This window comes from Salinivibrio sp. MA440, assembly GCF_001996265.1.
Lineage (GTDB): Bacteria > Pseudomonadota > Gammaproteobacteria > Enterobacterales > Vibrionaceae > Salinivibrio > Salinivibrio costicola.
Genome location: NZ_MUFI01000001.1, coordinates 74,469 through 91,589, shown reverse-complemented (window position 1 = coordinate 91,589; position 17,121 = coordinate 74,469). Strand labels below are relative to the sequence as shown.

At 49.6% G+C, this 17,121-nt stretch carries 17 protein-coding genes; 13 read left to right on the top strand and 4 right to left on the bottom strand.

From position 1 onward, the window contains the following. Positions 1-7 precede the first annotated feature (7 nt). The gene (locus BZG80_RS00400) at positions 8-439 is read right to left on the bottom strand and encodes a secondary thiamine-phosphate synthase enzyme YjbQ (protein ID WP_077678533.1); all 432 of its coding nucleotides are present in this window, start codon (positions 437-439) and stop codon (positions 8-10) included. Between the two features lie 229 nt (positions 440-668). Here BZG80_RS00400 and pgi point away from each other — a divergent pair, with 229 nt between their 5' ends. Then, a complete protein-coding gene (pgi, locus tag BZG80_RS00395; protein ID WP_077678532.1) occupies positions 669-2,324 on the top strand; it encodes a glucose-6-phosphate isomerase in 1,656 nt (551 codons plus the stop codon). 100 nt (positions 2,325-2,424) lie between these two features. Here pgi and BZG80_RS00390 read toward each other — a convergent pair whose 3' ends face one another. Together BZG80_RS00390 and zur are read right to left on the bottom strand one after the other, a co-directional pair. Then, a complete protein-coding gene (locus tag BZG80_RS00390) occupies positions 2,425-2,889 on the bottom strand; it encodes a chemotaxis protein CheX (protein WP_021023500.1) in 465 nt (154 codons plus the stop codon). Between the two features lie 29 nt (positions 2,890-2,918). Further along, positions 2,919-3,362, bottom strand: a complete 444-nt coding sequence (zur, locus tag BZG80_RS00385; protein ID WP_021023501.1) for a zinc uptake transcriptional repressor Zur — start codon at positions 3,360-3,362, stop codon at positions 2,919-2,921. A 282-nt stretch (positions 3,363-3,644) separates the two neighbouring features. On the opposite strand from zur, the gene azu reads away from it, so the two are divergent. The 11 genes from azu (at position 3,645) to alr (ending at position 15,598) form a co-directional block, all read left to right on the top strand. Then, positions 3,645-4,091, top strand: a complete 447-nt coding sequence (gene azu, locus BZG80_RS00380; RefSeq protein WP_077678531.1) for an azurin — start codon at positions 3,645-3,647, stop codon at positions 4,089-4,091. Between the two features lie 97 nt (positions 4,092-4,188). Then, positions 4,189-5,124, top strand: coding sequence for a glycosyl transferase family 90 (locus tag BZG80_RS00375; protein ID WP_077678547.1), 936 nt, complete (start codon positions 4,189-4,191; stop codon positions 5,122-5,124). 187 nt (positions 5,125-5,311) lie between these two features. Beyond that, entirely contained in the window at positions 5,312-6,340 is a 1,029-nt protein-coding gene (dusA, locus tag BZG80_RS00370; RefSeq protein WP_077678530.1) for a tRNA dihydrouridine(20/20a) synthase DusA, read from the top strand. Positions 6,341-6,498: 158 nt separating this feature from the next. Further along, the gene (pspG, locus tag BZG80_RS00365) at positions 6,499-6,762 is read left to right on the top strand and encodes an envelope stress response protein PspG (RefSeq protein ID WP_077669275.1); all 264 of its coding nucleotides are present in this window, start codon (positions 6,499-6,501) and stop codon (positions 6,760-6,762) included. A 161-nt stretch (positions 6,763-6,923) separates the two neighbouring features. After that, entirely contained in the window at positions 6,924-7,574 is a 651-nt protein-coding gene (locus BZG80_RS00360) for a TIGR04219 family outer membrane beta-barrel protein (protein WP_077678529.1), read from the top strand. 213 nt (positions 7,575-7,787) lie between these two features. Further along, positions 7,788-9,296, top strand: coding sequence for an acetaldehyde dehydrogenase ExaC (exaC, locus tag BZG80_RS00355; RefSeq protein ID WP_077676642.1), 1,509 nt, complete (start codon positions 7,788-7,790; stop codon positions 9,294-9,296). Between the two features lie 136 nt (positions 9,297-9,432). Then, positions 9,433-9,660, top strand: coding sequence for a hypothetical protein (locus tag BZG80_RS00350; RefSeq protein WP_021023512.1), 228 nt, complete (start codon positions 9,433-9,435; stop codon positions 9,658-9,660). 141 nt (positions 9,661-9,801) lie between these two features. Continuing rightward, complete coding sequence (locus BZG80_RS00345) at positions 9,802-11,610, top strand: assimilatory sulfite reductase (NADPH) flavoprotein subunit (protein ID WP_077678528.1); 1,809 nt, start codon at positions 9,802-9,804, stop codon at positions 11,608-11,610. Continuing rightward, entirely contained in the window at positions 11,610-13,325 is a 1,716-nt protein-coding gene (cysI, locus tag BZG80_RS00340) for an assimilatory sulfite reductase (NADPH) hemoprotein subunit (RefSeq protein WP_077678527.1), read from the top strand. Before BZG80_RS00345 ends, cysI begins: the two co-directional genes overlap by 1 nt. Beyond that, a complete protein-coding gene (locus tag BZG80_RS00335; RefSeq protein WP_077645990.1) occupies positions 13,318-14,097 on the top strand; it encodes a phosphoadenylyl-sulfate reductase in 780 nt (259 codons plus the stop codon). Before cysI ends, BZG80_RS00335 begins: the two co-directional genes overlap by 8 nt. A gap of 265 nt (positions 14,098-14,362) precedes the next feature. Then, positions 14,363-15,598: an alanine racemase gene (alr, locus tag BZG80_RS00330; RefSeq protein WP_077678526.1), complete on the top strand. Its 1,236-nt coding sequence runs from the start codon at positions 14,363-14,365 to the stop codon at positions 15,596-15,598. A gap of 63 nt (positions 15,599-15,661) precedes the next feature. Here alr and BZG80_RS00325 read toward each other — a convergent pair whose 3' ends face one another. Continuing rightward, on the bottom strand, positions 15,662-16,282 hold the full coding sequence (locus BZG80_RS00325) for an FKBP-type peptidyl-prolyl cis-trans isomerase (protein WP_077678525.1): 621 nt from the start codon (positions 16,280-16,282) through the stop codon (positions 15,662-15,664). A 125-nt stretch (positions 16,283-16,407) separates the two neighbouring features. Between BZG80_RS00325 and BZG80_RS00320 the strand changes: the two genes are divergently transcribed. Then, a complete protein-coding gene (locus BZG80_RS00320) occupies positions 16,408-17,064 on the top strand; it encodes a LysM-like peptidoglycan-binding domain-containing protein (protein ID WP_198532906.1) in 657 nt (218 codons plus the stop codon). The last annotated feature ends 57 nt before the right edge of the window (positions 17,065-17,121 follow it).

Genomic DNA, 17,121 nt, shown 5'->3' with positions numbered 1-17,121 from the left:
CGGTTGATTAGCCCGCGGTAGGCGCGCCTTGAAGTGTGACGACTAGCGTACGTGAACCGCTCTGATCACGGTGTTCGCCTAGATAAATCCCTTGCCACGTACCGAGGTTGAGATGTCCTTGAGTGATAGGGACAGTGACACTGGCCCCCAGTAAAGACGCCTTAATATGTGCCGGCATATCATCATCCCCCTCATAGGTATGACGGTAATAGGGCGCACGCTCGGGCACTGAGTGATTAAAATGGGACTCCATATCTTGACGCACGGTGGGGTCCGCATTTTCATTGAGGGTTAAACTGGCTGAGGTATGTTTGATAAATACCTGCATCATCCCCATCTCAATATCATGCAACACAGGCAGTGTGTCGATGATCTCGTCGGTCACAAGGTGAAAGCCTCGAGAGCGCGGGCGTAAGCGAATTTCAGTTTGGTACCACATAAGCAATCCTTGTTGTGATCTCTATCGTAATCAGTTAGCCCAAAGGCGATCCAACTATTCTATGATTAATCGCAACCTACTCACAGCGATTGCATGTGAGAATCGAGCCATGATTATGTAATATTACACCAATAACCGCTGCGTACAGCATGGTGGTGCTGACGTTATACAGGACTCCAGCCTGCTGTGATACCCACAGCAGCACTCACAACGCGATTTGGATGACATGATGCTAAAGACAACGAACCCCACACAAACCGTGGCGTGGCAATCACTGACCGCCCACTTTGAAGAAGCACAGGACTATACACTGGCGGATCTGTTTGCGGATAATCCAGACCGATTTGCCCATTTCTCAACGCAATTTGAAGACAGCATTCTGTTGGATTATTCCAAAAACCTGATCAGCGAAGAAACCCTGACCAAGTTATTGGCATTGGCAGACGAAACGGGCGTCTCAGACGCGATTACGTCGATGTTTAATGGTGAGAAAATCAACCGTACAGAAGACCGAGCCGTGCTTCATACTGCGTTGCGTAACCGTAGCAACCAGCCTGTTATGGTGGATGGCGAAGATGTCATGCCGCACGTCAACGCAGTACTCGCGCAAATGCAATCATTCTCTGAGCGTGTGATCAGCGGTGAGTGGAAAGGCTATACCGGTAAAGCAATTACCGATGTGGTGAACATTGGTATCGGTGGCTCAGATCTTGGCCCTTACATGGTCACTGAAGCGCTGGCAGCCTACAAAAACCACCTCAATTTACACTTTGTTTCTAACGTTGATGGCACCCACATGGCCGAAACGTTAAAAGCCCTGAATCCTGAAACGACGTTGTTCTTGGTGGCTTCAAAAACCTTTACCACCCAAGAAACCATGACCAATGCGCACACGGCGCGTGACTGGTTTATGAAGGCCGCTGGAGATGAAAGCCAGGTGGCGAAGCATTTTGCGGCGCTTTCAACCAATGCCGATGCTGTTGCGAACTTTGGGATTGATACGGCCAACATGTTCGAGTTTTGGGACTGGGTTGGTGGCCGTTATTCACTGTGGTCAGCCATTGGTCTATCGATTTGCTTAGGCGTCGGCTTTGACAATTTTGTCGCCTTACTCGATGGCGCACATCAAATGGATAACCACTTTAAAACCGCACCCATGGCGCAAAACATGCCGGTGTTGTTGGCGTTAATTGGTATCTGGTACAACAACTTCCACGGTGCTGAATCAGAAGCGATTTTACCGTATGATCAATACATGCATCGCTTTGCCGCGTATTTCCAGCAAGGCAACATGGAATCAAACGGTAAATACGTCGACCGTCACGGTAATCCGGTTGATTATCAAACGGGCCCAATCATCTGGGGTGAACCTGGTACAAACGGCCAACATGCTTTCTATCAGCTTATCCACCAAGGCACTAAGTTAATCCCGTGTGACTTTATTGCCCCCGTGCATAGTCACAACGCGATTGGCGATCACCACGCTAAACTGATGGCGAACTTTTTTGCTCAGACCGAAGCATTAGCCTTTGGTAAGAGCCGTGAGCAAGTCGAAGCCGAGCTAGTGAAAGCGGGCAAATCGGCCGAAGACGTGGCCGTGATCGCACCCTTTAAAGTGTTTGAAGGTAACCGTCCAACCAACTCTATTTTGGTTGAGAAAATCACGCCTTATACACTCGGGGCTTTGATTGCGATGTATGAGCATAAAATCTTCACTCAGGGTGTAATTTGGAACATTTTCAGCTTTGATCAGTGGGGTGTTGAGCTGGGTAAACAACTGGCAAGCAACATTTTGCCTGAGCTGAGTGATGATCAGCAGGTTGAGAGCCATGATAGCTCGACCAATGGACTGATCAATGCATTCAAGCAGTGGCGCCAAGCGTAAGCTGACCGACTAAGATTAATTGAGAAAGCTAAACGCCGCGATGCTTATCGCGGCGTTTTTATCTTAGTATAGGTGGGTTGACTAAGCTGCGCATCGTTGTTTAATGATCGAAGCAGATCTCGATAAACGCTGTGCCATGTGGGGACTTGAACGGCATGATAATCACTGGGCCATCGCTTTTGTGGTTGATGGTATGGCCTTTGCCTGAGACAACCACTGGGGTCGCCATTTCAAACTCAAAGCCTTTTTCGGATAGGATCCGCTTAGCGCCGCCTGTCACCATATTAGTAATCTCACCGACCATGTCGGTCACTTCTTCATCAATGGATTCTGAACGCTCGCCCAGCATGCGTTGCATGATTTCCAGTGCCATATCTTCATCAAATGTGACTGAAAATGATCCTTTGGTTTGTGGACCAACCATGCCTATCAACCCAGAGACGTCACCTTTTGCGATCTCTGACTTTTTTAAATGAGGCTTCTCTGGCTGGATGTCCAGCTGTGCCATGGTTTGTAGCACATTAATCAGTGAAGTAAGAAATGGGTTGACGAATTGTGCTTCCATAAAGAGTGTCCGTCCTAATCAAATCAGTGTTAGTGAGCCAAGCATTGTGCACAAGTGCCATGGGTTTCAATCACATGATGTTGCACATCAAACCCCATTTTACGCGCTTTCTCACGCAATGCCTCTGATAGCTCTTCAGTGTGACACTCTTCTACGGTGCCGCATTGATCACAAATCAGCAGTTGAGAGCAGTGCCCCTGATGCCCTAAGTGGCAGCAGGCAATATAGCTATTGGTCGACTCTACCTTGTGCACAAACCCCTGTGCTAATAGAAAGTCTAGCGCACGATACACCGTTGGGGGTTTCGCTTGTGGCTCGGTTTCACGCAATATATCGAGCAGCTCGTACGCGGTAATCGCCCGTGAGTTATTGGCGATAATTTCATAAACGCGGGTTCGTTGCGGCGTTAATCTCACACCACGTTGCTCACACAGCTGCTGTGCGCGGTGCAGTAAACCAGTGATCTGGGTCATAGCGCCTCAAAGTACTAACAGTCAGACAGTTATCTTATCATAGCTGTATACCAACGCACCCTGCGTATCTTTATCCTATGCGCTTTGCCACAAGTGTAAATAGATAGTCTATGACCACTTGATCGCGATCAGCTACCTTTGGGTAATGATAGAAGTAAAAACAATAAATAATCAGTCGATTTTTGAATCGGCTAACTGTTTTGCGCTGTCATGTCAGTATGATGGCAGTGTGCCACAGGCATAAAAAACATACCTTTACATCCATAACAGGAGTATGTACCGATGAAAAAACTGTTAGCCCTCGCCGCTTTGGCGTTCGCGTCTGTCTCTACGCAAGCGGCTGCCAATGAGTGTGAGTTAACTGTCACCACCGGCGATAAAATGGCCTACGACCAGTCATCGTTGTCCGTACCAGCAAGCTGTAGTGAAGTGACGCTCACGCTGGAGCATCAAGGCTCAATGCCTGTGACCTCGATGGGCCACAACTGGGTGCTGTCGGAAACGTCTAACTTGCAAGATATCGCCATGAAAGGCGCGGGTGCGGGTGCCGATAACGATTACCTACCACAAGGTGATGATCGTATCTTGGCACATACCAAGTTGGTTGGCGGCGGCGAAAGCACCACCATCACCTTCTCAACCGATGGGTTGCAAGGCAAAGACTTAACTTATTTCTGCTCTTTCCCCGGCCATTGGACGGTAATGAAAGGCAAATTCACTATCAAATAAGTCTTGTTGCGAGAGAGCGCATCGTTCGGCTCTCTCGCTTGCCAAGGTCTTTGTGATTTGGCATTCTACCCGTAACCTTTCTGATAAGTCATTAAACGTGAAGAAGTTTCAATACTACGGCTATAATATTGCGATAAATACTATCCCTAAGTTTTTATATCGTAAGATAGTAGACAGAGACTTCGATGAGCTTTATCGCCAACACAAAGATTATATTGATGATCGTGTCGCGTATTATAATCGCATGGCCCAACCATTCTCCTTTGTTCCTTCGCTCATTAAACACCAAACAGGTAACTTGAAACGAGACTGTGGCTCAGCCTACTTTTTCGATATGTTACGAGTCATGCGCCGTTTTCCAGATGGGTTATTTTTGCACTATATAGGTGGAGATGTCATCAATGTACCTGTATGTCCTGCGTTCGTGAAAAGTCGCCCGATTCATGGCGATAACCAAAATGCTGTCCTACTGAAACTCAATGCTATCCGTCATTTTCAATTTATGGATGATCCTGTGCCTTTTTTGCAAAAGCGGGATAGTGTGGTGTGGCGAGGACGATGCTTTAATGATAAGCGTCGTCAGCTCCTTAAGCGCTTTTACGCTCATTCCACGATTGATGTAGGGGATACGCGTCCTGTGAGTACTGATGATCAGTTTTATCGAAAAGCCCCGCTTACACATCAAGAGCAGCTTCAACATAAGTTTATCCTCAGTGTGGAAGGGAAAGATGTCGCGACCAACTTAAAATGGATCATGTCATCTAACTCGCTTTGTTTGTCACCACCAATGGAGTATGAAACTTGGTTTATGGAGGGCCGATTGATTCCCGGTGTTCACTATGCCGAGGTTAATGCGGATTTCTCTAACCTCGAGACGGTGATGGACCACTACCTTGCTCACCCTCACGAAGCACAGACGATTATTAACAACGCCCATCAATGGGTAAGTCAATTTTTTGATCACCAACGAGAAAGTGTGATTAGCTATCTTGTCGCAGAAAAATATTTCCGGTTATCGCAGCAGTCACCTTAAAGCTAACCATTCAACTTTCTTTTTAGCAATCCCCATAACGGTCTCCATACTGTTATATTACCGATTTATTTCTCCAAGCCTGCTGGTGAACCGGTTCTGCTTAAATCTTACCGATGCAATGTGTATAATCCGCGTCCGCCTGTCGAAAACGACCGTCGTTCAACGTAATTTGCAGAGATTCGAGACCATGACTACCCCTAGCCAAACCGCCGCCAGCCCTGATATGACGCCAAAAACGGTGATGCAGCGTTTCTCTGTTGCACCCATGCTCGATTGGACGGACCGACACTGCCGTTACTTTCATCGTTTATTATCTGGGCAAACCTTGCTGTTTACCGAGATGGTTACCACGGGGGCGATCATTCATGGTAAAGCGGATTACCTTGCCTATAACGAGCAGGAGCATCCGGTGGCGTTGCAACTGGGGGGTTCGGATGCGGCCGATTTGGCAACATGCGCTAAGCTGACGGCTGAGCGTGGTTATGATGAAATTAACCTTAACGTCGGTTGCCCGTCGGATCGGGTGCAAAACGGTCGCTTTGGTGCGTGTTTAATGGCGGAGCCTGAGCTGGTGGCGCAGTGTGTGGCTGCCATGCGAGAAGTCACCGATGTGCCTATTACGGTGAAAACCCGCATTGGTATTGATGAGCAAGACAGCTATGAATTTTTAACCGACTTTGTTGAGACAGTCAGCGAAAAAGGTGGCTGTGATATGTTCACGATTCATGCGCGCAAAGCGTGGTTAAACGGTTTGAGCCCAAAAGAGAACCGCGATATCCCGCCACTGGATTACCCACGCGTGTATCAGCTCAAAAAAGACTTTCCGCACCTGACGCTTGCTATCAATGGCGGGGTGAAAAGTCTTGAGGAAGCGGAGCAGCATCTTGAGCATCTTGATGGGGTGATGGTTGGTCGCCAAGCTTATCAGAGTCCTTTTATGTTGGCCGAGGCCGATCAGCGTTTATTTGGTATGACAACGCCTCGCATTACACGTCGTCAAGCGGTTGAAGCCATGTTCCCATATATCGAAAAACAGCTCTCTCAAGGGGCGCAACTGAACCATATCAGTCGCCATATGTTAGGTCTGTTCCAAAATATGCCTGGCGCGCGGCAGTGGCGTCGCTATATCAGCGAGAATGCGCACAAGCCGGGAGCAAGTATTGAAGTACTGACCACGGCGATGAGCCACATTCCTGACGATTGGCTTGATGCGTAATTGAGTGAAAATGACTAAATTTAGGTTTACATTTAACCACCACGTTGACATCGACCGGAAAGCCAATCCTAATGTACTGAAATAATGAGAATATATAGAGTGACAAATTGGCTTAAAACCTGCAGAGTCTGTCTCGCTATCAAGACAAGGAGATCGTAATGATCGAACTACTTTTTCTGATTGGCTTTGCGGTGGTGTTATTCATGACCGGAGTCAGCATCATGGGCATGGTATTGGCGATGCTCGCGGGTTTTGCTGTGATGATGTTAGCCGGGATGATCGGTACGCTGCTCAAGCTACTGCCATGGCTTTTAGTCATTGCTGTGGTGGTTTGGTTAGTCAAACGTCAACGTCGCAGCCGTAAAGGTCAGTCAGAAGTGATCATCAATGAAAAGCGCTGGGCACGATTCCGTCGCCGCTAGAGCGTGAAAACTTGCGCGTGTGCACAGCAAACGGACAGCATAAGTTGTTTTTGGCTTCTTCTCGGCACAAAGCTTGCTATCATTATCAGTTACCGGCGACAAGGCATGGCTTTGCCGCCTCCGCGTGACGACACTTTTTTATCGACAATGTGGAGACTTTCATGAAAACCACTTCAATGACGCTTGCCGCCGCAGCGTTTACCGCGCTACTGGCCATGCCCTCTCAAGCAGCAACCCTTGCCGGGGGAAAAGTCGGCGCCGATGCCTGGTTTATGGATGCTGATGTCAACAATGTAGAAGCCGATGATGCCAGCACAGCGGGTTCTTATTATGCGGCACTCGAGCACCCGCTTCCGTTAATCCCGAATGCCAAGATCCGTCAAACCTCGGTGAGTGTTGATGGCACTCGCTCGGGCAACGTTGATTTTGACCAAATCGACTTCGTGGCGTATTACGAGTTTCTCGATAACGATCTTGTATCTGTGGATGCTGGCGTTAATTTACAGCGTTTTCAATCTGGTAAGTTCCAAGGGCAGAGCTTCGACGAATGGCAGCCAAACCTGTATGTCGATGCGCGCGTTGGTTTGGTAGGCACGCCGTTAAATGTGTTTGCCACCGTAAGCAAAGGCGAATTTGATGGCACCAGCACCTTAGATGCCGAGGCGGGCCTTATTTATCAACTAGGTTTGGTCGCCGCAGATCTGAATGTGCGTGGTGGCTATCGGATGATTGACCACGATTTCGATTATTTTAATAACAAAGCTGAGCTTGATCTGACCGGTTTCTTTGTCGGTGCAGAATTAGACTTTTAATCTCGCTTTTTATCAGCCTTATGCCCTAAACCGCGCGTCTGCGCGGTTTTTTAATGCCTTCCTGTTTTTTCCCAACTCTGTTGCATATGTCTCACTGCGACTTTCGCCTAATATCCAGCAATAAAAAACTCTGCCACGATTTTTGAGTCATAACGGCAAGGAGAGGGCAGTACGTGCTCCGCCATCGACTCAAACACGGAATAAGGAAAGAGTATGATTTACGCAAAGCCAGGAACAGAAGGGTCAGTGGTAAGTTTTAAATCACGCTATCAAAATTTTATTGGAGGTGAATGGGTTCCACCCGTGAAAGGGCAGTATTTTGCTAATACCTCGCCCTGTACCGGTGAAATCCTAGCAGAGATACCGCGCTCGAGCGCCGAAGACGTGGATCTGGCATTGGATGCTGCCCATGGCGCGAAAGATGCGTGGGGAAAAACCTCCGTCACTGACCGTGCGAATGTTTTGTTAAAAATTGCCGACCGGATTGAAGCTAATCTTGAGATGCTCGCGGTGGCAGAAACATGGGAAAACGGAAAAGCCGTACGTGAGACCTTGGCGGCTGATATTCCGCTTTGTGCTGATCACTTCCGTTACTTTGCCGGTTGTATTCGCGCCCAAGAAGGCACTGCGGCGGAGCTGGATGCAGGGACCGTTGCTTATCATATTCATGAACCACTGGGTGTGGTGGGGCAAATTATTCCGTGGAACTTCCCTTTGCTGATGGCGTCATGGAAACTCGCACCAGCACTGGCGGCGGGAAACTGTGTGGTGCTCAAGCCGGCGGAGCAAACGCCGACGACCATCTTGCTGCTGATGGAGTTGATTGGTGATCTGCTACCGGCCGGGGTCGTTAACGTAGTCAATGGTTATGGCGCTGAAGCCGGGCAAGCTCTCGCCACGTCACCAAGGATTGCCAAGTTAGCGTTTACTGGCTCCACTCCGGTGGGACACCATATTCTGCGCTGTGCGGCAGAAAACCTGATCCCTTCAACCGTTGAGCTTGGTGGTAAATCGCCCAATATCTATTTTGAAGATGTGATGCAGCAAGAGGAGGCCTATATCAATAAAGCGGTCGAAGGCTTGTTGTTAGGCTTTTTCAACCAAGGCGAGGTCTGCACCTGTCCATCACGCGCATTGATTCAAGAGAGCATTTACGATGCGTTTATTGAAAAAGTGATTGAGCGCGCCGGGATGATCAAACAAGGAAATCCGCTCGATACTGAGACCCAGGTGGGCGCCCAAGCGTCTGACGAGCAGTTCGATAAGATCATGAATTATTTGAAAGTTGGACAGGAAGAGGGAGCCAAAGTATTAATCGGGGGCAGCCATAAAGACCTGGGTGGCGGCTATTACGTGCAGCCGACATTACTGCAAGGGCACAATGACATGCGTGTGTTCCAAGAAGAGATTTTTGGTCCTGTGATAGGGGTGACCACCTTTAAAGATGAAGCCGAAGCCTTGGCGATTGCCAACCACACCGAGTATGGCTTAGGGGCGGGGTTGTGGACGCGAGATATGAACCGCGCCTATCGGGTCGGTCGCGCGATTGAGGCGGGACGTGTGTGGACCAACTGCTATCACCTCTATCCGGCGCATGCGGCGTTTGGTGGCTATAAAAAATCGGGAATTGGCCGTGAAAATCATAAAATGATGTTGGGTCATTACCAACAAACAAAAAATTTATTGGTGAGCTATGACATTAATCCTTTAGGCTTTTTCTAAGCTAGCATATCTCGATATCCGGTGCGGCGACTATGCCGCACCACGCTAACTCCGTTTTACGTTAAGGCCATGCATGGCGCCCTCGTCTATCTGATACTAAGCTCAAGATGTGGATTTTATCGATAGGCAAATGACGATGACAGCCGAACAACTCCGTGCGTTATACCGCCAACAGCTTTTGATTGAAGCGCTTGTTGAGCCGTCGTTAGATAATGAAGGATGGGTGGTTGAATGCCGCCATGCTGCGGGAGGCTTGATGGCATTGACGAATGCCGACGGCGTTGAGCAGTGTTTTCTCGATATCGATCAAGCGACCTTGAATGCATTAGAGATTGGTTTTCAGCAAGTGCGCATTATCGACTAATCCCGCGACCCCGCTTAAGCACTCCTTTCTACACATGGGATCTTAAAAAAAGTTATAAAACATTCACATCTATTCTTTATTGTTATTAACTGGTGAGGTTACGCTAGCATTTACGCAATGTTAGCAAGGAATGTCGTCACCATGTTACTCAAGGATCTCTCCGGGTTAACCAGCCCGCTTAATGATCAGCAAATCGGCCAGTTGCAACAAGCGGTGGCGGAGTTGTCACCGCAGCAGCTGGCCTGGATCAGTGGTTATTTTTGGGGGTTAAGCCAAACACCTGCCGGTGAAGCGGTGGCACCCAAGACCATGCCACAAACCAGTGCCGCGCCCAACCACACCCTGACTATTCTGTATGCCTCGCAAACGGGTAATGCCAAAGGCGTGGCGGAGGCGTTACATCAAGAGGCCGAGGCAGCAGGGATCCCAGCCAAGTTGGTTGCGACCGATAACTATAAAGGCAAGCAGCTGGGCAAAGAAACCCACTTGGTGATAGTGGCTTCCACCAATGGTGAAGGCGAGCCGCCTGATAATGCCATTGAGCTGCATGAATTTTTACAATCTAAAAAAGCGCCTAAGCTTGACCATCTTCACTACGCCGTTTTGAGCTTAGGAGACTCGAGTTACGAGTACTTTTGCCAAACAGGTAAAGATTTTGACGCCTTTTTACAAAAACTCGGCGCTCAGCCCATGGTCGCCCGTCTTGATTGCGATGTGGATTATGAAGCCACAGCCAGTGCCTGGCGCGAGCAAACCTTAGCCGAGGTCAAGCAACAATTTCAGGCCAGCGGGGACGCGCAAGTGGTGCCACTCCATCAAGCCACCTCGCACGCTAAATATACTAAGCAGTCTCCTTACACAGCCGAACTACTCACCTGTCAGCGTATTACTGGACGTGGGTCAGATAAAGCTGTTTACCACATTGAATTTGATCTGGATGAGTCCGGCATTCAATACCAACCGGGCGATGCCTTGGGGGTGTGGTATCAAAACGATCCTGTATTAGCCGATGCCATTTTAGCCCAAGTAGGACTGAGTGGTGACGAGTCGGTAGCGGTGGATGGCAGTGCCGTTTCGTTGCGCGAGGCGCTGATCACTGACTATGAAATCACCGCTTCTAATCCGCAGCAGATCACTGCGCTGGCGGCGTTGTCGGAAAGCGACACACTCACCGCCTTGACGAAAGACAAAGCTGCACTGCGTGAGTTTGCCAATCGCACTCAGCTCATTGATGCATTGACGCTGGCCGATGTCACTCTCAATGTCGAGCAATTTCAATCGATATTGCGCCGGCTTACCCCGCGTTTGTACTCAATTGCTTCCAGCCAGGCAGAAGTAGAAGACGAAGTGCACCTCACCGTCGGGCTGGTGGAGTATCAGTATGAGAGTGGAGCGTCACGCCAAGGCGGCGCATCGAGCTTTCTCGCCCACCGCGCAGCGCAAGCGGAGACAGTAAAAGTATTTGTTGAGCATAACGATAACTTTAAGCTTCCTGATAACGATGCCACCCCGATCATTATGATTGGCCCAGGCACCGGTATTGCGCCCTTCCGCGCCTTCTTGCAAGAGCGAGAGCAGCGAGAAGCCAGCGGCGATAATTGGCTGTTTTTTGGCGATCGCACCTTCACTGACGATTTTCTCTATCAGGTTGAATGGCAGCAATACCTTAAATCTGGCCTACTCACGCGGATGGATGTGGCCTTTAGCCGTGATCAGGCAGAGAAAGTGTATGTCCAGCATCGGTTACGCGAACGCGCTGAAGCGGTATGGCAATGGCTATCAAACGGTGCCTACCTCTATCTGTGTGGCGATGCCAACCAAATGGCGAAAGATGTCCATGAAGCGTTAATCGAGATTGCCCAAACACAGGGTCAGCAAAGCCGTGAGCAAGCCGAAGCCTTTATTAACGAATTGCGCAAAGATAAGCGCTATCAAAGGGATGTGTACTAATGAGTGAGCAGAAATTTGCGGGCGATACACTGGGCCCACTGGCCGATAATGAACGGCTAAAAAAAGACAGTGATTATTTGCGTGGCACCATTGATCACGACTTGCAGGATCCGATCACGGGTGGTTTTACCGATGATAATTTCCAGCTGATCCGTTTTCACGGCATGTATCAGCAAGATGATCGCGATATTCGCGCGGAGCGGCAAAAACAAAAATTGGAGCCACTGCATAACGTGATGCTACGCGCGCGGATGCCGGGCGGGATCATTACCCCTGAGCAATGGTTAGCGATTGACAAGTTTGCCCGCGAAAGCTCGCTCTATGGCAGCATTCGCTTGACTACGCGACAAACTTTTCAGTTTCATGGTGTCCTAAAGCCTAACATCAAGCTCATGCATCAGACCTTGCATGAATATGGTATTGACTCGATTGCTACTGCTGGGGATGTGAACCGTAATGTGCTGTGTACCTCCAACCCAGTGGAGTCCGAGCTCCATCAGCAGGCCTATGATTGGGCAAAACGCATCAGCGAGCACTTGCTGCCTAAAACTCGCGCTTACGCAGAGATTTGGCTCGATGGTGAAAAAGTCGAAGGCAGCCAAGATAAAGAGCCGATTTTGGGTGAGCGTTACTTGCCGCGTAAGTTCAAAACCACGGTGGTGATCCCGCCACAAAACGACGTGGATGTGCACGCCAACGACCTTAACTTTGTCGCCATCGCCGAACAAGGACAGCTGATCGGCTTTAACGTCTTAGTCGGGGGTGGGCTGGCGATGACCCATGGTGACACCAACACCTACCCGCGCCGCGCAGATGATTTTGGTTTTATTCCGCTTGAACATACGTTGAAGATTGCTGAGGCCGTGGTCACCACCCAACGTGATTGGGGAAACCGTTCGAACCGTAAAAATGCGAAAACCAAGTACACCCTTGATCGTGTTGGCGCGGATGTATTCAAAGCGGAAGTGGAAAAGCGTGCTGGTGTAATATTTGCGCCAAGCCGGCCTTATAGCTTTACTGGTCGCGGTGATCGCTTGGGCTGGACCAAAGGGATTGACGGTAAATACCACCTCGCCTTATTTATCGAAAATGGCCGCTTGCGTGATACACCAGAAAAGCCGCTCAAAACCGGCATGGCAGAGATCGCCAAGGTACACCAAGGCGATTTTCGAATGACCGCCAACCAAAACCTGATCATTGCCGGGATCCCTGAAGAGCAAAAAGACGAGATTGAGGCGTTAGCGCGTCGTTATCGGTTAATTGATGATGCGCACAGTGTACAGCGCACGAATTCGATGGCGTGTGTTTCCTTCCCAACCTGTCCACTTGCCATGGCAGAAGCGGAGCGCTTTCTTCCCGATTTTGTCACCGAAGTGGAAGCGATTCAGAAAAAACACCAAGTAGAAAACGATCCGATTGTTTTACGGGTGACCGGCTGTCCCAATGGTTGCGGCCGCGCGATGCTGGCAGAAGTGGGTTTGGTCGGCAAAGCGCCGGGTCGTTACAACTTGCATTTAGGTGGGAATTGGGAAGGTACCCGAATCCCCAAAATGTACAAAGAGAACATCACCGATCGTCAGATCCTTGAAGAATTGGATCAGTTGATTGGTCGCTGGGCAACGGAGCGTGAAGTGGGTGAGCACTTTGGTGATTTCTTGATCCGCCGCGAGGTGATTGCCCCCGTGCATGTATCTAAGAGGGATTTTTATGCTTGAAACCGTTCAACCTAATGCGACGTTAGCCTTGGCTGACATTGCCGCGATGAATAAAAGCCAGCAAGCCTTGGCATTGGCGGAGGTCAATGCCACATTGGAGTCACTTTCGGCGCCTGAGCGTGTGGCCTGGGCACTTGAGCATCTCGAGGGGCAATGTGTTCTGTCGTCCAGCTTTGGTGTACAGGCAGCGCTTATGCTTCATTTAGTGAGTCAGGTTAAATCGGACATTCCGGTGATCTTAACCGACACGGGCTACTTATTTGCCGAGACTTACCGGTTTATCGATACCTTAACTGCACGGCTTAACTTGGATTTGCGCGTCTATCGTGCTGAGCTTTCCCCCGCGTGGCAAGAAGCGCGTTACGGCCAACTCTGGGAGCAAGGCGTGGAGGGGATCAGCCGATATAATCAAATCAACAAAGTTGAGCCGATGAAGCGTGCGCTGCGAGAGCTAAAAGCCGGGACCTGGTTTTCTGGGCTCCGCCGAGGTCAATCTGACTCGCGTGCCAATTTGCCGATACTCAGTGTCCAGCATGGGGTGTTTAAGTTCTTGCCTGTGATTGATTGGTCGAACCAACAGGTCGATGATTATCTGCGCGAGCACGACTTGCCTTATCATCCATTGCGCGAAAAAGGCTATGTGTCGGTGGGGGATGTCCATACCACCCAGCGGTTAGAACCGGGCATGCGTGAAGAGCAAACACGGTTTTTTGGTCTCAAACGCGAGTGCGGCTTGCATGAGGACGACTTAAATGATGGTTCGGGGATATAGCCCCGTCGGGAATAGCCTCGTCGAGAATAGCCCCGCCGAGAAAGAATGTAACTAACTCTCGGCCCTTAAATAGTGTCACCTTGTGGTGGCATTTTTTTGTTCAATTTCACTGAGTTTGTCTACTCTTTAACTGAGTAACTCATCAGCCGTGGCGTGTTTTGTGCTATAAATAGCGGGTAAAGCTAGGAGGCAGTGAATAAGAGCCTAATACTTTTATTCGCAACGTGTCACGGATGCGCCATTAATGTGACCAACAGTGAATCTTATGAACAAAAAACTATCTTTAGTCGCGCTTGCCGTCGCCGGTGTCGTTGCCATTGGCGCCCCGGCTGTCATTGACTATACATCAGCAGCTCCCTCCACGTCTGATACTAACCAGCGTTATATGGGGCACGGCAACGGCTGGCTGGAAGTGAACACGGCCACTTTTGCTAACAATATTCAACGTGTTCAACAGCAAGTCAGTGAAGGGACGAAAATCTGTGCCGTAATGAAAGCGGATGCCTATGGCAATGGTATTGCAGGCTTATTGCCCACCGTGATTGCAAGTGGTATCGACTGTGTTGGTATTGCCAGTAATGAAGAAGCTCGGACGTTGCGCGAAGGCGGCTTTACCGGCGAGATCATGCGTGTACGGACCGCGACCTTGCAGGAAATGGAAAGTGCATTAGCATTGAACATGCAAGAGCTCATTGGCTCGGCAGAGCAAGCCGAGCAAATGCGTGAGTTAGCCGACAAGCATGATATTACCATTCCGGTCCATATGGCCTTTAATGCCGGAGGTATGGGGCGTAATGGTATTGAGATGAACGAGGAATCTGGCAAACAAGTTGCGGTGGATATCGCTACCGACCCACGCTTTAACGTCGTCGGTATCATGACTCACTTTCCTAACTATGAAGCGGAGTATGTTCGTAGCAAGTTAGGACAGTTTACTGCGAACAGCGAATGGCTAATAGAGGAAGCTGGGCTTCAACGTGAAGACGTATTGCTGCACGCGGCGAACTCTTTTGTGACCCTGAATGTTCCTGAAGGCCATCTTGATATGGTTCGTCCGGGAGGCGCCTTGTATGGCGATCAGCCCACTAACCGTGAACTGCCACCGATCATGAGCTTTAAAACTAAAGTGGCCTCTGTGCATCACTTGCCTGAAGGCAGCACCGTGGGCTATGACAGTACCTATACGCTAAAGCGTGATTCGGTGTTGGCGAACCTGCCGGTGGGGTATTCGGATGGTGTGCCACGTAAAATGGGCAACAACGCTGATGTCTTGATTCAAGGTCACCGAGCCCCCGTGGTCGGTGTTTCATCCATGAACACCATTATGGTCGATATTACCGAGATTGCGGATCAAGTGATGCCAAACGATGAAGTGGTGCTCTTTGGTCAGCAAGGGGAGGAGACCATTGGCGCTGAAGAATATGAATCGAGTGCGGATGTGATCTTCCCTGAGATATACAGCTGGTGGGGCGCGGTCAACCCACGTGAATACGTGCAGTAATCAGTACAAAAAAAGCGATGCCGATTGGCATCGCTTTGCTTGTTATTCAAGCGCTGATCCGTTTTACAGGATATCAAGCAACTCTACTTCAAATACTAATGCAGCAAATGGCGGGATTGCTGCGCCAGCACCACGCTCGCCGTAGGCCAGATCTTGTGGTACATACAGTTTCCACTTAGAGCCAACCGACATCATTTGCAGGGCTTCCACCCAACCTTTAATCACGCCAGTCACTGGGAACTCGACCGGTTCGCCACGCGTAACTGAGCTATCAAAAACGCTGCCATCGATCAGTTGGCCATGATAGTGCACACGTACCTGCTTATCGCTGGTTGGGATGTCACCGTCGCCTTGTACCAGCACTTCGTACTGTAGGCCTGATTCGGTTACCGTCACTTCATCACGTTTGGCATTATCAGCCAAGAAAGTATCGCCTTCTGCGGCTTGTGCTTTTGCAGCTTCTTGACGAACTTCTTCTGCTTTTGTGTGAAGCTCACGCAATGCATTATTAATGTCATCAATTTCGATCTCTGGCATTTCGCCAGCTAAGGCCGTGCTGATGCCTTTGGCAATCGCATCGACGTTTAGACTTTCAAGGCCACTGCCCGCAAGTTGTTGGCCCATTTGTAGGCCGATGCCATAGCTGGCCTTCTGTTCGACGGTTTCCAGTTGTACGTCAGACATAACGTCTCTCTTTTGTGGGTCAATAAAGTGTGAAAGGATAACAGGTGATGGTTTCGTGGGTAAACTTTTGTGCCAAAAAGGCGTCCAATATGAGGACAAAACAACAATATATGCGCGGAGTGGCAATGAAGTTAACAGCAATACGAGCGCTCTGGGATAAACTGCGTGCGAAAGGTGGAGACAAACTCACCACTGTTTTAGAGCAAGCGGCGACGTTAAGTCGTCACAGTGCGATGCTAACGCGAATACAACACGCGTGGCGCCACCTGCCTCGTCTCCACCGGCGGCTGCTGATGATCCTGGTTCCCGTCGTTGTGGTATTGGCCTTACTTCCTAGTCCCACGCCGCCTGAGTCGTCATCGGATAAACCTGTGCGCCAGGCGCGACAGCCGGTTGCGATCAATCCAGATGCGAGCCGTTCGTTATCATCGTCAACAGCTCCATCGTCAACAGCGTCACAAAACGCATCGTCAGTGGCTGACTCTGCGACGTCACAGGAGTCCTCAACCGCAGAAGAGAGCGCTTGGACACGTCATCAAATTGAGTCTGGTGATACCTTGGCCAAATTGTTCCGACGCTACGATCTCGCCTTAACGGACTTGTATTCGATTGCCAATATTGAAGGTGAAGGCAAACCTATCAGCCGCATTCAGCCTGGCCAATGGATTCGTTTTAAACGGACATCCAGTGGCGCGCTAGATATATTGCAGATCGAAACGGAGAAAGGTCAATCCGCACTGTATTTTCGCCTTTCTGATGGCGGTTTTGCCCGTCAACGTTAGTTTCTTGAAACCGTCAATCTAACCGAAGGCATTGATAGGTGGTGCTTTCGGTCTCTT

Bases quoted from the DNA above. Each gene is read 5' to 3' on its own strand.
- BZG80_RS00400 (WP_077678533.1), bottom strand. From the start codon at position 439: ATGTGGTACCAAACTGAAATTCGCTTACGCCCGCGCTCTCGAGGCTTT.
- BZG80_RS00390 (WP_021023500.1), bottom strand. From the start codon at position 2,889: ATGGAAGCACAATTCGTCAACCCATTTCTTACTTCACTGATTAATGTG.
- BZG80_RS00360 (WP_077678529.1), top strand. From the start codon at position 6,924: ATGAAAACCACTTCAATGACGCTTGCCGCCGCAGCGTTTACCGCGCTA.
- dusA (WP_077678530.1), top strand. From the start codon at position 5,312: ATGACTACCCCTAGCCAAACCGCCGCCAGCCCTGATATGACGCCAAAA.
- pgi (WP_077678532.1), top strand. From the start codon at position 669: ATGCTAAAGACAACGAACCCCACACAAACCGTGGCGTGGCAATCACTG.
- BZG80_RS00320 (WP_198532906.1), top strand. From the start codon at position 16,408: ATGAAGTTAACAGCAATACGAGCGCTCTGGGATAAACTGCGTGCGAAA.
- BZG80_RS00325 (WP_077678525.1), bottom strand. From the start codon at position 16,282: ATGTCTGACGTACAACTGGAAACCGTCGAACAGAAGGCCAGCTATGGC.
- cysI (WP_077678527.1), top strand. From the start codon at position 11,610: ATGAGTGAGCAGAAATTTGCGGGCGATACACTGGGCCCACTGGCCGAT.
- alr (WP_077678526.1), top strand. From the start codon at position 14,363: ATGAACAAAAAACTATCTTTAGTCGCGCTTGCCGTCGCCGGTGTCGTT.
- pspG (WP_077669275.1), top strand. From the start codon at position 6,499: ATGATCGAACTACTTTTTCTGATTGGCTTTGCGGTGGTGTTATTCATG.
- BZG80_RS00335 (WP_077645990.1), top strand. From the start codon at position 13,318: ATGCTTGAAACCGTTCAACCTAATGCGACGTTAGCCTTGGCTGACATT.
- BZG80_RS00350 (WP_021023512.1), top strand. From the start codon at position 9,433: ATGACAGCCGAACAACTCCGTGCGTTATACCGCCAACAGCTTTTGATT.
- exaC (WP_077676642.1), top strand. From the start codon at position 7,788: ATGATTTACGCAAAGCCAGGAACAGAAGGGTCAGTGGTAAGTTTTAAA.
- BZG80_RS00345 (WP_077678528.1), top strand. From the start codon at position 9,802: ATGTTACTCAAGGATCTCTCCGGGTTAACCAGCCCGCTTAATGATCAG.
- azu (WP_077678531.1), top strand. From the start codon at position 3,645: ATGAAAAAACTGTTAGCCCTCGCCGCTTTGGCGTTCGCGTCTGTCTCT.
- zur (WP_021023501.1), bottom strand. From the start codon at position 3,362: ATGACCCAGATCACTGGTTTACTGCACCGCGCACAGCAGCTGTGTGAG.